General features: G+C 42.6%; 14 protein-coding genes and 1 other annotated feature. Of the genes, 2 read left to right on the plus strand and 12 right to left on the minus strand.

Annotated features, from left to right (window positions below):
- Positions 1 to 12: 12 nt before the first annotated feature.
- The 3 genes from MKX60_RS22915 to MKX60_RS22925 are packed head-to-tail and all read right to left on the minus strand — an operon-like array spanning position 13 to position 2234.
- On the minus strand, positions 13 to 990 hold the full coding sequence (locus MKX60_RS22915; RefSeq protein WP_341061066.1) for a formylglycine-generating enzyme family protein: 978 nt from the start codon (positions 988 to 990) through the stop codon (positions 13 to 15).
- Between the two features lie 36 nt (positions 991 to 1026).
- Positions 1027 to 1560, minus strand: coding sequence for a chromate transporter (locus MKX60_RS22920; protein ID WP_076283424.1), 534 nt, complete (start codon positions 1558 to 1560; stop codon positions 1027 to 1029).
- Positions 1561 to 1571: 11 nt separating this feature from the next.
- Entirely contained in the window at positions 1572 to 2234 is a 663-nt protein-coding gene (locus tag MKX60_RS22925; protein ID WP_256721578.1) for a chromate transporter, read from the minus strand.
- A 186-nt stretch (positions 2235 to 2420) separates the two neighbouring features.
- Here MKX60_RS22925 and MKX60_RS22930 point away from each other — a divergent pair, with 186 nt between their 5' ends.
- Positions 2421 to 3620 (plus strand): ROK family protein, encoded by a 1200-nt coding sequence (locus tag MKX60_RS22930; protein ID WP_076283423.1) that lies wholly within the window; start codon positions 2421 to 2423, stop codon positions 3618 to 3620.
- A gap of 65 nt (positions 3621 to 3685) precedes the next feature.
- On the opposite strand, the gene MKX60_RS22935 is transcribed toward MKX60_RS22930, so the two are convergent.
- The 3 genes from MKX60_RS22935 to tyrS form a co-directional block, all read right to left on the minus strand.
- Positions 3686 to 4930, minus strand: coding sequence for an anaerobic sulfatase maturase (locus tag MKX60_RS22935; protein WP_341061067.1), 1245 nt, complete (start codon positions 4928 to 4930; stop codon positions 3686 to 3688).
- 211 nt (positions 4931 to 5141) lie between these two features.
- On the minus strand, positions 5142 to 5447 hold the full coding sequence (locus tag MKX60_RS22940; protein ID WP_445670767.1) for a hypothetical protein: 306 nt from the start codon (positions 5445 to 5447) through the stop codon (positions 5142 to 5144).
- A gap of 186 nt (positions 5448 to 5633) precedes the next feature.
- Positions 5634 to 6893, minus strand: coding sequence for a tyrosine--tRNA ligase (gene tyrS / locus MKX60_RS22945; RefSeq protein ID WP_076300889.1), 1260 nt, complete (start codon positions 6891 to 6893; stop codon positions 5634 to 5636).
- Between the two features lie 139 nt (positions 6894 to 7032).
- Positions 7033 to 7263, minus strand: a binding site (T-box leader).
- Between the two features lie 151 nt (positions 7264 to 7414).
- Between tyrS and MKX60_RS22950 the strand changes: the two genes are divergently transcribed.
- On the plus strand, positions 7415 to 7861 hold the full coding sequence (locus MKX60_RS22950) for an Lrp/AsnC family transcriptional regulator (RefSeq protein ID WP_076286742.1): 447 nt from the start codon (positions 7415 to 7417) through the stop codon (positions 7859 to 7861).
- A gap of 76 nt (positions 7862 to 7937) precedes the next feature.
- On the opposite strand, the gene MKX60_RS22955 is transcribed toward MKX60_RS22950, so the two are convergent.
- From MKX60_RS22955 to MKX60_RS22980, 6 genes are all read right to left on the minus strand, one after another.
- Positions 7938 to 9488: an acetamidase/formamidase family protein gene (locus MKX60_RS22955; RefSeq protein WP_341061068.1), complete on the minus strand. Its 1551-nt coding sequence runs from the start codon at positions 9486 to 9488 to the stop codon at positions 7938 to 7940.
- Between the two features lie 252 nt (positions 9489 to 9740).
- Positions 9741 to 10553, minus strand: a complete 813-nt coding sequence (locus tag MKX60_RS22960) for a DNA alkylation repair protein (RefSeq protein WP_341061069.1) — start codon at positions 10551 to 10553, stop codon at positions 9741 to 9743.
- Between the two features lie 112 nt (positions 10554 to 10665).
- Positions 10666 to 11346 (minus strand): Crp/Fnr family transcriptional regulator, encoded by a 681-nt coding sequence (locus MKX60_RS22965; RefSeq protein WP_076286739.1) that lies wholly within the window; start codon positions 11344 to 11346, stop codon positions 10666 to 10668.
- An 81-nt stretch (positions 11347 to 11427) separates the two neighbouring features.
- Positions 11428 to 12483, minus strand: coding sequence for an LLM class flavin-dependent oxidoreductase (locus MKX60_RS22970; RefSeq protein ID WP_339796376.1), 1056 nt, complete (start codon positions 12481 to 12483; stop codon positions 11428 to 11430).
- Positions 12484 to 12837: 354 nt separating this feature from the next.
- Positions 12838 to 13956: an acyltransferase family protein gene (locus MKX60_RS22975; RefSeq protein WP_341061070.1), complete on the minus strand. Its 1119-nt coding sequence runs from the start codon at positions 13954 to 13956 to the stop codon at positions 12838 to 12840.
- 27 nt (positions 13957 to 13983) lie between these two features.
- A complete protein-coding gene (locus MKX60_RS22980; RefSeq protein ID WP_076286736.1) occupies positions 13984 to 14928 on the minus strand; it encodes an NAD-dependent epimerase/dehydratase family protein in 945 nt (314 codons plus the stop codon).
- Between the last annotated feature and the right edge of the window lie 53 nt (positions 14929 to 14981).

Here is a 14981-nt window from a genome sequence, read left to right on the forward strand (position 1 = left end):
CTTTATGTATTCTCAACCGGTATAATCAGCCGCACATCGAAAGCCAATATTTCCTGCAGAGCTGTCTGGTGTATTTTCGCTCCTGGCCGCCACCCGATAACGGTTACAATAAGATTTATGGCACAAATACGATCCTCCGCGCATCGACCTTGCTACACCACTTACCGGGCCTCTAGGATTCACGGATTCGGAAGTTAAATGATAGGCCTTAGTAAACCAATCCTCGCACCATTCCCACACGTTTCCTGACATATTATAAAGACCATATCCGTTAGGTAGATAGGATTTTACAGGTGCCGTACCTGCATAACCGTCGCTGGCATGATTTTTATCAGGAAACTTTCCTTGCCAAATATTGCAGCGATGCTCACCGCCCGGTTTTAATTCGTCCCCCCAAGGATATCGTTTCTGAACTAGCCCCCCTCGTGCGGCATACTCCCACTCCGCTTCCGTAGGCAGACGTTTGCCGGCCCAGCTGCAATATGCATCAGCATCATGCCAAGATATGTGGATCACCGGATGATCAAGGCGTTCATCTACATGGGAATCCGGACCTTCCGGATGACACCAATTCGCTCCCTCTACCACCCACCACCAGGGAGTTTGAGTAGCTACTTGGGTCACCTTTTTCCCTGTCTCCATGGAAACAAAAGAATGAAACACATAAGACCAACCGAAACGCTCCGCATCTGTAACGTAGTTTGTTTCCTTGATAAAAGCAGCAAACTGCTTATTCGTAACTGCCGTTGCATCAATCAAAAAGGGAGATAAGGTAACATTCCTAGCAGGCCCTTCTCCGTCTGCGGGAAACCCTTCTTTGTCATCCGTCCCCATAAGAAAAGTGCCTCCAGGAATAAGGATCATGTCCGAGAAATCTTTATCCCCTTCTGGTCTTTGGATAGTTGTGTTCTCCTTACAAACATCGATGGAACCTTGTTTCTCGACTTGATTTCGACTAGCTGAACAGCAAGCCCGTATATTCTCTGACATGTACTTACCTCCAATCTGGGATCGTCCCGGCTCTGTCTAAAAAAAGGCTACACCAAGAATGCCCGAGGCAACGATAATGGTGAGTGGATGCAGCTTATATTTCATTAAACCATAAAGTGCAGCGAATACAATGATCAACGTGCCAATGGTCTGCCAACTAATGAAAGCGTGTTCCATGCTATTTAATCCAAATCGAATCGCAGCATAGGCAATCAAGCCTGTAATCACTGGTCGCAAACCATAAAATAACGTTTTAATCCATTGACTGTCCCTCACCCGATAAAAAAAGATGGAAATAACAATGATGATGATTAATGAAGGCAGAACCATGCCTAATGTGGACACAATCGCTCCTTCTATTCCAGCTACACGATATCCAATCAAGGTTGCACTGTTCGTTGCAACAGGGCCCGGTGACATCCCTGCGATGGAAACTACCTCTTGAAATTCCCTTTCAGATAACCAACCACCAGCCATAGCTTCATGCTGAATCATCGGAATGATGGCGTACCCTCCTCCAAAGGAGAGCAGTCCAATTTTTATAAAGATAAAAAATAAATTCCAAATCACATCGCTTCCCCCTAGATGTAATACTCCGGATAATTCGATTCTTCATCAGAAGCTTTCAAGGAATCCTTCTCTGTCCGAACTCGGAGCCCTAAGAGCTGTTTGATTGGCATATATACAAAACCGATAATCAATCCAACTGCGATCACGTAAATGGGATTGATTCCGGAAACTAATAAAACAATCGGTATAAGCAACGCCGTAACAGCCGTAGTCTTGTCAAATATAGCGTTCTTGGCCATTCGATATGCTGCTACTAGGATCAAAGCAATAACAGCACCATGTATCCCCTTCATAGCGGCAATAACTTTTGGTTGGTCGGCCAGTTGTGAGTAAACGGCGCTAAGCAAACAAACAATGATAAAGGTTGGAATCGTAATCCCAGCGATTGCAGCAATCGCACCCTTCACTCCAGCAAGACGATAACCAATGAATGCCGCCGCATTTACACCTACCCCACCTGGTGCTGCGCCAGCTAAAGATAGAATTTCATCCATCTCCTCTTCAGCCAGCCATTTCCGGTTAGTGGAAATTTCCCGTTCGATCATAGGGATCATCGCATAACCTCCCCCGAAAGTTACGGGACCGATTCGAACAAATACCCAAAACAACTGGAACAATAGACTTATCCTTAGGTCTGTATTCGTCGTCGCATTTGTTTTCATAGTTGTTCTCATGGATTCCACCCTTATATTTTCTGTCGTAATTTCATTATATCACTTTTTCCCAAAATGGAATTAAGTTTTTTGAACGGTAAAATACAATCTATGGTTTATGCGTTATACTATATTAATGTTAATAAATACAAACTTTATAAAAAACGATCTTACTAGTTCATCCTATATATAGCTTGGAGGTATATCGTGGAAAAGCGCTCGACACACATTCCATCCCCAAAGAAACTCCTATACGACCGAATCGCCGAACAAGGCACAGTTTCCAAGTTAGATCTTCTACAAACATTTTCACTTACCAAAAGCACAATGACCCGAATATTAGATGAAATGACGGAAGAAGGCTTGCTGATAGAATGCGGATTCGGGGAATCAAGCGGAGGCAGAAGACCTATTTTATACCAGATCAATCCTTCCTACGGCTACATCATCGGTTTAGAGATTTCCAGGCTGTATTCTTCCCTTGGTTTATTTGATATGCAAATGAACCCAAAATCAATTGTTCACTGGCGAATGGATCAGGCATTCACACCTGAAAGATTTATGGATCACATAAGTAATCAAATACGCGCTTTCCTTAGAGACCATCAGCTGAAGGACAGTCAAATTATCGGGATAGGAATAGGAGCCGTGGGACCGCTTGACCGGGAAAATGGTTTAATCTTAAAACCGCTACACTTCCCTTCTTCTGGCTGGAACAATCTCCCTATTTGCAAACTGGTGGAGGAACGAACGGGCTTCAAAGCTTTACTCGACAACGGTGCCAATTCCGCACTCCTTGGAGAACGATGGTCCATCCGTCACGCTAACATTCAACATATGCTCTATGTTCATGCTGGAGCAGGACTCCGCTATGCGATGATGTCGCATGGAAGTATTGTTCATGGCACGATGGATATGGAAGATGCCATTGGTCAAATGATCATCCAGACAGATGGACCCCGATTAAATAATGACGGGAACTACGGGGCTCTGGAAGCATTCGTATCTGTGCAGGCGCTAGAACAAAGTGCGCGCTCAGAGGCGAAAATAGACAACGATCTGATCTTCCAAAGATATAAAGTGGCGCCTGAGAAACTAACTTATGATGTATTGGTACAAGCCTTTAGAGACGGTAATCCACATGCGCGTGAATTATTTACTCAAGCCGCCATTCACTTCGGTATTGGCCTCGCCAACGTTATCAACCTGTTTCATCCTGGGACCATCATTCTAGGTGGTGCGCTCATCCACTCTCACGAGTTGTTTTTCCAAACGGCGGTTGAAGTGGCACAGCGAAACACTTACCGTTATCCTGAATACCAACCTCACTTCTCCCTAGGTACATTAAAAGAAGAAGCTGTGGTGACTGGTGCGGCTATTATGGTGAGAAATCAAATGGTTCTTTAACATAATAAAAAGGTTGTCCCACAACCATTTGCATGATTGTTGGGACAGCCTTTTTTTAATTTGAGCTATAGTGGTTGACAGCAACTCTTAAATTTTTTCCCGCTTCCGCAGAGACATGGATCATTTCTACCTGGAAGTGGTTTGGCACTTTTCCTGAACTCCAGCATCTGCTCCGATTTAAGTCGGTTTGCTAGCAGTATCATCCGTTCATAGGCATATGAGTAGAACATTTTATAACTACGGCAGAAATAATCAACCTCAGTACGATCATGAACATCAAGCCAATTCCGGTTGCGCGGACATCCCCCATTGCAAAAGCTAAGGTACTCACACTTATAGCATGATTCATTCATATTGGGCTTCATTAACAAAAAATCATCATATACTGGGCTGGTTAGCAGTGTTTCCAGGTCAGTTTTGCCGATATTTCCTAGCCTATGCTCTTCATCAATAAAGAAATCGCAAGGGTAGGCATCCCCGTTCGTTTCAAGCACCATCATCTTCGGGCAACATGAGTTGTGAACGCATAACTCTGCCTCATGATGCATGAATACTAGAAGCATATTCTCAAAAATACGAATGGGAAGCTCCGGATACCCCTCGTTGTACCACAGATCAAATGTACGGCATAGAAACGCTCCGTATTGTTCAGGTGTAATTCGAAAGCGGCCAGGCATATCACTCTTCTGTGAAACAAAATCCATGCAAGGGATAAACTGAATATAAGGAAATTGTTGTTCCTGGTAGAATGCCATCAATTCGTCTGGTTTCATCACATTATCTTCATGAATCACCGTCAGAATACTATAGTCCACACCCTCATTCTGTAGATGGCGAATCCCACGCATAACTAGATCATAACTACCTTTCCCCGAACCCGTTACACGATGAGCATCATGAATAGGCTCTGGGCCATCCAGACTAATCCCAACCAAAAAGTTATACCGTTTAAAAAATTTCGCCCATTTCTCATGGATAAGCGTTCCATTCGTCTGCAGTGCATTACTGATCATCGTATGAGGTGGAGCGTACTTAGCTTGGAGTGAAATCACGCGTTCAAAATATGGAAGTCCGGCTAATAGCGGCTCCCCTCCTTGCCAAGAGAAAGTCGCTATACCAGATGATCTTTTCATGTACTGAGCGATAAACCGCTCCAGAAGATCCGTATCCATCACTCGGATCGGATGATGAGGATGTCCCCCTGCTGTGCTGTAATAGCAATAATCACAGGTTAAATTACAATCCTCCGAGACGGTTTTCCACATGACATGAAGAGTCTCAGGCCTCGAGGTCTGTATGCAAGTTGTCATACGATTCTGCCCCTCCTATATAAATACAACCTTTATGAAACCTATTTCCTATTTCTTCAATTAAATCATAGGTATGTGCATCAACGATGAGTAAAACATCATAGTTTGTCGAATATCTAGAGATAAAAAAATACACTCCCCATTGTCTGTTAAAACAATGCGGAGTGTATTTTCTTTGAAGATAAATAGAGCATTACCAGACACTGTTTCTTTAATTACGGACGTATTCCTTATTCGCTGTTTCAAACATTGATTTCCAATCCGCAAATTTAGTTTCTCTAACTACATGACGATCAAAAAGTTCATCAGGTATGTCAGCAACATCTTCTTCTGTCTTTACTTGAAAGTTTCCTTTGGTTACAAACTCATCGAAACTTTTGTAATTGGAATACTTACTCATAAACGCTTCATTAAACAATTTCTCGAAAGAGATGTGATTGGGATCTTCTTGATACGTTTTCTGTCCTTGTAACTCATTCATCAATTCTTCCATGGTCATTGGTTTTTGTCTTCTCAAATTACCACTCCTAATTTTCTGTTATAGTTGTAGAATATCATGTTAATCCATAAATCACACGAATCCTAAGCTTACCATAATTTTCGCTATTTCACCTTTCAAATTTCACTTAATATGCAAATGATCCGCCTCTATACTTAAAATACAACAAAAAACCTCCCTTATTCATAAGGAAGGCTCTTATTTTTAGGACAATTTCACCAAGCTGTAGTTTTTCTTACCCTTACGGATAATGATAAACCGGCCGCCGATAGCTTCGCTAGCTGTAACTTCCAGTGCTACGTCGCTAACTTTCTCACCATTCATGGTGATTGCTCCTTTGGTGATATCCTCACGTGCTTGACGCTTAGACGGCTCGATACCGAGATCAACCAACCACTCTACGATATTTTTAGATTCCAGTGTAGTTTCGTAGGTCGGCATTTCCTTGAAGCCTTGCTCGATCTCATCAGCAGTTAGGGATTTGATATCTCCACTGAACAGAGCAGCAGTAATACGTTTAGCCTGCTCCAGCAATTCTTCACCATGCACGAATCTGGTCATTTCTTCAGCAAGTGTTTTTTGTGCTTCGCGTTTATGCGGTTCAGTCTGAACTTTTTCCGCAAGTGCATCAATTTGCTCTTTAGATAGGAATGTAAAGTACTTCAAGTATTTCACAACATCACGGTCATCAGTGTTCGCCCAGAACTGGTAGAACTCAAACGCAGTCGTTTTGTTTGGATCGAGCCAGATTGCTCCTCCAGCTGATTTACCGAATTTTGTTCCATCAGCTTTCAACATAAGCGGGATCGTTAGACCGAATGCTTTTGCTTCAGGTCCTTCTTTTCTACGGATCAGATCCAGACCACTTGTAATGTTGCCCCATTGATCGGAGCCACCAATTTGCAGCTGCACATCTTCATGCTGGTACAGATGCAGGTAATCTAGGGATTGCAGGATTTGGTAAGAGAATTCAGTAAAGGAAATTCCGCTGTCCAATCTGCTCGCTACAACATCTTTGGCAAGCATCGAATTGATGCTGAAGTTCTTACCATAGTCACGCAAAAATTCGATCACATTGATTTTATGCGTCCAATCATAGTTATTCACCATACGAATTTGATTGTCGCCATCAGTAACGAACAGTTTTTTCATTTGTGCGGTAAGCGCATCTACGTTAGCTTGGATTTGCTCCAGTGTCTGCAATGAACGCTCGGATTGTCGTCCACTTGGATCACCTATCGTACCTGTAGCACCGCCAATTAGCATAACCGGACGATGTCCTGCAAGCTGGAATCTTTTGAGTACCATGAACGGAATCAAGTGACCAATATGCATACTGTCACCCGTCGGGTCTACACCGCAGTACACCGAAACGGATTTCTGGTTGGTCAATTCTCTAAGCCCTTCGGCATCGGTTTGTTGATTGATGGCATCGCGCCATTCTAGTTCATCGATAATATTCATTGCCTAACACCCCTTAAATTAGTAGATATCCTATAACGAATCATCAGTCCGCCAAGCGAATATAAGGATAGTTGATGAAGAGAAACTTATAAATCCTTATATTTAAAAACAAAAAAATCGTCCCCTTGTCTATTGTAGACATAGGGACGATTGAATAACCGTGTTACCACCCAGATTGCACCAATGAAACGCTAATGCTAAAACACAGCATTGATGCCACTCGTGACGAGATATCGTTCGCCATTCCGCTCGGTGTTAGCCGAGATACTCCAAAGTGTAATTCGTACTCTTAGTGTGTACCGGGTTTCATCAACCCCCGGCTTTCTGAAACAGGGACTAAGCTACTACTGGGCTTCTTCAACGTATATCGTATATAAGATTACAGCCAGTATAGTGAAATAATTCTTCAATGTCAACATCTTAAGCTGAGAATGCTGAGACACACTCCTGCTGTGACGCACTACTAGGCATTGCCTATTTTTTTCTGTTACAATTACGAAAAAAGAGGTGAACGACTCCGTATGCTTGATCCAATCGATAATCATATTTTAGAACGCCTAACTCAAAACAGCAGAATTTCCTACACCGATCTAGCTAAAGAAGTTAATTTATCAAGTGTCGCGGTTAAGGATCGTATTGATCGGCTCGTCAATCAAGGAATTATTGAGCAATTCTCAATCGTCATCAACGCAGAAAAATTAGGAAAGAAAATTTCGGCGTATCTAGAGCTTGAAGTGGAGCCTGCCCATTTAAATCATATTGTCAGAGTCCTAAAAGAAAATGAACGCGTAGCTGTACTTTATGAAATGACAGGGCCGTGCATTCTTCACATTCACATTCTAGTTGAGAACCTTGAAGAGATGGAACGGTTTATGCATGAATCCATCTACTGTCTGGATGGTCTAGTCCGTGTAGAAAACCAAATCTTATTAAAACGCCACAAAAATCAGGATGGTCTAAATATATAAAAAAAAGAACCGACTTTAAGACGGTTCTTCTCTGGTTTGGATCTTATTATGTTTATGAAATGATTGCTAATTCGACCTACTCTGTTTTAGATAACTTAGCTTTATAAAATTTCGCGAAATATTCGCTGACCTGAACCTTCTCTTTTACAACTTCTATTGGAGCAACGAGCTTAACGATCTCTCCATTGTACATTCCTGTCGTCGCCCCGACTTTCATCTCTAGAACATTATTATTGTAGCTTATAGTTACTGTCTGAGTAGTCGGCTTCCAGCTCACCTTCGCACCAAAGCTTTCAAAGTTGCTACGTAATCCCACTGCCTTGCGCTCCGAATCACCGAATTGGCCTTTATCGATCAAAGCATGCACACCCCAGTTTCCATCCACCACCTGTGTAATTCCAAAATCCGCGGACACAGACATCAATGAGTACGCTTCATCCTCGCTCAATTCCATTCCAGCCATTAAAAAATCTTTTGTTTTATGAGCGGCATCCTTCATTGCTTTGTCGATGGACGAGTTTTTGAAAATATCCGTCTGAGCACTAGTCCCCAGCTCCTCCAAATAATTGGCGTAGCTGAAGCCATGCACAACCCATTCGTATTCATTTTCAAGTAATGGGAAACTTAACCCACTCAGTTTTTGGTTAAGCGTTGCTTTTTTATGAAGAATGACTTGTATATCACCAGTAACTGATGTCTCGATCGCAGTTCCGTTAATCTCGGAATCCCCTTGGCCGGCATGCGGGTCACCAATCGACAGTAGCGCACCCGGTACGGATACAGGATAATACATCGTTGCACCTTCAGTAATCCGCCAATCATCAACGTTGCCACCATTGTATGAAGGAGGTACTGAATCTACAATATCCGCTTCTTTAGGCGCCACACCCATCGTGCCGAAGTGAAGACGTACTGGAATCTTTATACCTTTCAATACATCAAAGTTCTTATCAATCGTATTATGGTCTACAATTACACCTGGGTAGTCGATTGTCGGGTGCACTTGACCATCCGGATCGGTTTGCACTGTCCATTTGTAGTTATAAACAGCTGTTGCATAATCCGTCCCACCTTCAGTATCCATCTCATAGATGGTGACCACTTCACGTTTTTTCGGCTCCTCCACCATATCTCCGTATAGATAACCCCAGTTCGCCGCGGCATTCACGCCATAGGTTTTGCCTGCATATTTGTCATTTCCATTAGGTCTCAGCTTCATGTCCAGAATCTTCACTTCCAGAACATCCCCTGGCTCAGCGCCTTCTACTGCGATAGGTCCCGTCATAATATGTACGCCTGGTCCACGAAGCGCTTCGTTCTTCTCCCCTTCTATCCAGTGAAAAATATCTTCAACACCCGCATCCCCTTTAATCATCCGATCGTAATCATCACCGGAATGATGCGTGATGGCCTCGACCGTCACAATATCTCCCGATTGTACTGTTAAAGCTGGATCACCTTTACCAATATTCCCCCAGCGAACGGTCTCCGAATTCGCTTTTAGAACATGCGTTTTCGGTTTATACGCGCTTTCCATCGTGTCAGCAAAAATAACACCCGTTGACGATCCTGCTAGCAAAACCGCTGATAAAATGACACCAACCTTCAGAAATGTTTGTCTTTTCATAGTCAAATCCTCCTCAACTCAATTCAATGTTAGATTTTATAACATTTTGTGTTTTTGAGTATAACAGATGGATTCCAGATTAACAATATAAATATTTATACGCTTCTAGGTTTAAATAATAAATCAGAACTATTAGATATCTTTAATTATCCAAGCCTCCTTCTTCGGTACAATAAAAAAACGCCAACACTTATTAGCTAATTAGCCATAGTGTTTGACGTTTATCATCCATTCTAAAGCGACAATTCATTTTCAACGTAGATCAGTAATACTCCTAGTTGCCCGTGTTACAATCCGTTTCGTTTCCTTGGAATCCGAAGAAATTAACCACTTCTCACTAAGCTGTTGCACCCAGTCTGGATTGCTTTTACTCGCATCGTTCAACCAATTACTTACAGAATCCTGAACGTATTTTGCCGGATCTGACTTAAGTGGTTCTAATAATGGAAGTGCTATTGCTGGGTTTTCTTTTAGCGCAGTAATATGCTTCGCCCATACCCCATGTGGCCGCGTCAATTCGATTGCATATCTCCTTATGTTCGTATCTTGATCATGAACCCAGCTCTCTAAGAACTTAATGGATTCATCCAATTCTGCAATGACCGATTCCCTTAAAGCCATCCATGAAATCTCACGTACCCCAAAATGATCATCCGCTGCAAAGGGACGGATATCCATTAGCTTTTGCGATAGACTTAAAGATTGATTTAGACCGATCATATAGGCAGCCCAACAGCGGACACTATCGGAACGATGCTGCGCTAAAGCTGAGAATACTCGGACTTGTTCCACCTCTGATTTGCACTCCAATACCTGTTGCCACTCCCGCGCGATAGCCGGTATGAGCTTCATGATTTTCTTTTCCGATGAATCGCGAAGCCTTTGTAAAATTGGTTCGGATTCCTGTCCAAAACCTAGCTCGTCCAGCACATTTTTCAACAAAACCATATGGTCGACAGCAAGCCATTCCGTTAGATTTACAGTCTGTAATTGTCCTTTATGCAATAGTCCTACAACATCAGCAGGAATATCGCTAACTTTTCGAGCTCCCTTCCTATGCTCCATAGAAATCTTCCCTTCACCTATGATTTTAAAGGCTTGGATAACCTTCTTCTTATATCTAGGATACGGGTATTTCTAACCATAAAGATGTAATCTCATTTACAACTCATAATCTTTATAAATTTCTTTCCAAAATCTTATCATGATGGATACGTATAGTTTTGAACCCAGTCTGAAGCACCTCAGCTTTTACCAATTCTTGCAATGCCACAGTAACCGCTTCTCTGCTCGCACCAATCAAATTGGCGATTTCTTGATGTGACAGTGGAACATTGATTTTATAATAATTATCCTCACTTTTAACGCCTAGTTGATCCGATAGCTTTAAAAGAACGCACAATATTTTATCATGCAGATTTCCGATGGCTAGGTTTTGAGTTAACTGACTCATACTTTTTATACGATCACTCAATACTTGCATTAATGACATCAAAAATCTAGGTCGAGTAGCTACGAATTCTTCAAATCTTACAGGATCAATTGTACAGATATGACACTCTTCCATGGCTTCAATGTAATGATCTTTGGTTCCAAACGAAATCACGTTCATTTCACCAAAAACATTACCCTCACTCAGAATATCCGAAGTAAACTGCTTCCCATCCGCATTCAATCGGTATAAACGCACCTTCCCTTTTTTCACAAAAAATAATCCTTCAGAGAAGGTTGTCGGTGTCTGGATATATGTATTTTTCGGAACTACTGTTATTCGAGTTAACTCTTCCATTTCCATTAGATCTTCCAGCGCTAACGATTGAAGCAAATTGAATTGAGATAAATAATGAATAGTCTCCATTGCCCCTCCCTTATATAACGTTATTCGTTATTTTAGTATACCGCACAAAAAAAGCCACGTCCTAAGGACGCAGCTTATTCGTTAACGATTACTTGCTTCCCAGCGCGCTACTTCTTCACGAACACGAGGAGCTACTTCCGTTCCCAGCAGTCTAATCGCCTGCATAACATCCTCATGAGGCATTGTACCGTGGGGCATATGTAAAAAGAATCGCGTAATTCCCACATGCTTGCGAAGATGAATGATTTTGTTCGCAACGGTTTCTGGATCACCTACGTACAGAGCGCCATCAAAGCTGCATGCTGCATCGTAATCGGACCGATGGTATGGGGGTGTCCCTTTTTCCTTCGCCCGCACATTGGTCCGAGCATGCGTTGAAGGGAAAAATTTCTCCAGTGCTAACTCATTAGTCTCAGCAATAAACCCGTGTGAGTGCGAGGCAATAGGCAGGCTTGAAAGATCATATCCGGCTTCAGCCGCTGCTTTTTTGTAGAGCTGCACATGCTTCGCATAATCAAGCGGTTGAACATTTCCAATAATAGCTAATACAAAAGGTAAACCTAATGCTCCAGTGCGGATCGCAGACTCTGGACTACCTGCACTCCCAATCCAAATCGGTAACGGATCTTGAACCGGACGCGGGTAAATCCCCAGATTGTTTATGGCTGCTCGATGTTTGCCACTCCAGGTTACTTTTTCTGACTTTTGGATGGCTAATAACAATTCCAGCTTCTCATTAAAGAGTTCTTCATAATCTTTCAGATCATAGCCGAATAATGGAAAAGACTCTGTAAACGAGCCGCGGCCGATCATAATTTCTGCACGTCCATTCGAAATGCCATCTAGCGTTGCAAAATCTTGAAATACACGTACGGGATCTGCTGAAGACAGGATCATTACGGCACTGGTCAAACGAATTTTCGAAGTCAACGATGCAGCTGCAGCTAACACAACCGCAGGTGATGAAGCCGCATAATCATTACGATGATGCTCGCCCACTCCGTATACATCTAGTCCCACCTCTTCGGCAAGTACAATTTCCTCCACTACTTCACGTAGTCGTTCTGCATGACTTATTGTCTCACCCGTTTGGACATCGGGCGTTGTCTCGACAAAGGTACTTATTCCAAGTTCCACTTTCGTTTCCTCCTAAAGTTCTGCACGATGCATTATTCTCTGGATGTAAATGTTTGAATATTCATAATTACATTTAATCAAGAAACCCATTATAATAGGATTCACCGATAATTCCAACTATTTCAGATCCCCTCGATTATTGATCGGTCTGAGGTGCCCTTATTTTAATGGTTTTGTCCATTTTGCGAGATTATTGGACTCAGATGCTGCTTTTTGCTCAAAACCAATACCAAAATGTGTGTTTTTATAGAAATAACAACTATACGGTCCGAAACTAGTGCGATGTAAGAGCCAAGACAATATTAAAAGACCACTAATCACCTGAAAAACGGAAGTTTAGTGGTCTATTTTTAGCTAGTTCATGTTCCCTATACTCGAGCTTATGGGCTTATCCAGCGGTTTCGGGGGTTTTCTCTGATTGATTCCAATCCCGACTCGACCGAACACAAAGGCTCCGCCTGGAATACGATTCGCTATGTTCATGATGATCGCCGATCCTACCACACATCCAACAAATTGGAGAAGCACACTGAATAGTCCAAGGTTTTGCAACCCGAACGAAGAAGGAAGTTTGACGAATAAAGCCAACAACAACGGGTGGAGCAAATATATGCCGAAGGAGTATCTACTGCTCCACTCCAGCACACGCGGCACTTTTTTCAATGAAGAAGCCACTGTGAATAGTAGTAGAATCATGCTCATGGCGAAAAGTAACATATCAATTCTCTTGGAACTATGTGCCGTAATCCAGCCTTGCCCATTCACGAATAGCACAAACGCGCCTGTTACAACTGGAAGCACGTAGACAGCTAAACGGAACTGTTTTAATTTTTCCCGGAACCAAGCCTCATTTCGCCCCAAGTAATAAGCCACAGTAAAGTAGAAAATCCACCCCGGAGAGAAAACCCAATACAATTTATCCCAAATATATTGAGCAGCTACCGTATCTACGGGTTTGGTGAAATTGAAAAAACCTAAGTAAGCCACATTAATAACGAATGTCGCAATCAGTATAGAGCGTGGAGTGAATTTTTTGGCATGCTTTTGAAATAAGAGGAACAAGGCATAAAACTGAAAGATAATTAGGATAAAGTAGCCATGAAAATCGCCAAGTAACCAATGACGCCAGAGAAAGTACCAAAAAGCTTGAAGAAGCGGAATCCCCTCACTGCCCGCCATATCCAATCCTTTTAACCCTGCGTACAAAGCTCCGAAAAAAAAGTAAGGAAGCAAAATATACTTGATCCGTTTCTCCCAAAATTTCGCGGGAATTCCGCCCGGGTATGCAAAAGACAATACGAATTGCGAGATAAATACGAATACCGGTGTGCCAAATGTAAGCAGTAGACCCACTGACTCTACCCAAGGCGTGTTCCCATCGTCATAGACTCGATATAAAGCATGTAACAGCGCTATACTTAAGCAGGCAATACTTCGTAGAACAAACATTTCCGAATTTAATTTTCGTTCCATGGGGATAACCCCTTTCGATATTTGCGATTAATGGTCCACAGCACTGCCTACAGTCAATCGGGCTGCAATTGTCTTCTTGAGTCCCTGGTGAAGATCATGGTGAGGTGACCAGGACATCAACTCGTTTGCTTTACTATTGTTTAAGTAGCTGTGAAGAATATCTCCCGGTCGAGCCTGTTCATAGGTTGTCTGGGATTCCCGACCTGTAATACCGCCTATCATTTCTACAATCGTATTAATGGAGGTCGCCACCCCGCAGCTAATATTTATGATCTGATTATCCGCATTCTCATCTGTACAAGCCGCATTTACAAACGCCTGTGCAACATCCTCAACATAGACAAAATCCCTGGTCTGTTCTCCATCCCCATAAATCACAAGTTCCTTGCCTTGCTTTATGCGATCCAGAAAAATCGAAACGACACCAGCTTCACCATGCGAGCTTTGTCGAGGTCCATATACATTTGCAAGACGAAGAATGGTGTACTTTAGCCCATGCATGCTGGCAAACATCCGAATATAAGACTCAGGAACACTTTTTGATACCCCATAACAAGATTCAGGATTTAAGGGATGTTTCTCGTCAATGCTCAAATATTCAGGATTACCGTATACAGCGGCCGACGAGGCGTACACGATCTTTTCAACCTGATGGGCCTCACACATCCGCAGGACGTTTAGTGTGCCAACAATATTCACATTCGCGTCAAACAATGGATTGCGCTGAGATTCTCTTACGTCAATCTGTGCAGCCAGATGAATGACCACATCCGGCTTCTCACGGCTAAAGACTTCACCCAGTGTCTCGTCCCGAATGTCGTACGGATATAAAACAGCGGAAGGATTTCTATAGAATGAGCCGGAAGCACCCGATACATTATCTACAATTACAGTTTCGATCCCCTCTCTGATAAGCCGATCAACAACATGTGACCCAATAAAACCAAGCCCCCCAGTTACTAATACCTTCAAATAAAAAACTCCTTTCGCCCTTTAAGAGTGCTCTTTGTACCGTGCATCTGTAG

This window comes from Paenibacillus sp. FSL R5-0914, assembly GCF_038004525.1.
Taxonomy (GTDB): domain Bacteria; phylum Bacillota; class Bacilli; order Paenibacillales; family Paenibacillaceae; genus Paenibacillus_AQ.

Bases quoted from the DNA above. Each gene is read 5' to 3' on its own strand.
- MKX60_RS22975 (WP_341061070.1), bottom strand. From the start codon at position 13,956: ATGGAACGAAAATTAAATTCGGAAATGTTTGTTCTACGAAGTATTGCC.
- MKX60_RS22960 (WP_341061069.1), bottom strand. From the start codon at position 10,553: ATGGAGCATAGGAAGGGAGCTCGAAAAGTTAGCGATATTCCTGCTGAT.
- MKX60_RS22965 (WP_076286739.1), bottom strand. From the start codon at position 11,346: ATGGAGACTATTCATTATTTATCTCAATTCAATTTGCTTCAATCGTTA.
- MKX60_RS22950 (WP_076286742.1), top strand. From the start codon at position 7,415: ATGCTTGATCCAATCGATAATCATATTTTAGAACGCCTAACTCAAAAC.
- MKX60_RS22955 (WP_341061068.1), bottom strand. From the start codon at position 9,488: ATGAAAAGACAAACATTTCTGAAGGTTGGTGTCATTTTATCAGCGGTT.
- tyrS (WP_076300889.1), bottom strand. From the start codon at position 6,893: ATGAATATTATCGATGAACTAGAATGGCGCGATGCCATCAATCAACAA.
- MKX60_RS22935 (WP_341061067.1), bottom strand. From the start codon at position 4,930: ATGACAACTTGCATACAGACCTCGAGGCCTGAGACTCTTCATGTCATG.
- MKX60_RS22925 (WP_256721578.1), bottom strand. From the start codon at position 2,234: ATGAGAACAACTATGAAAACAAATGCGACGACGAATACAGACCTAAGG.
- MKX60_RS22915 (WP_341061066.1), bottom strand. From the start codon at position 990: ATGTCAGAGAATATACGGGCTTGCTGTTCAGCTAGTCGAAATCAAGTC.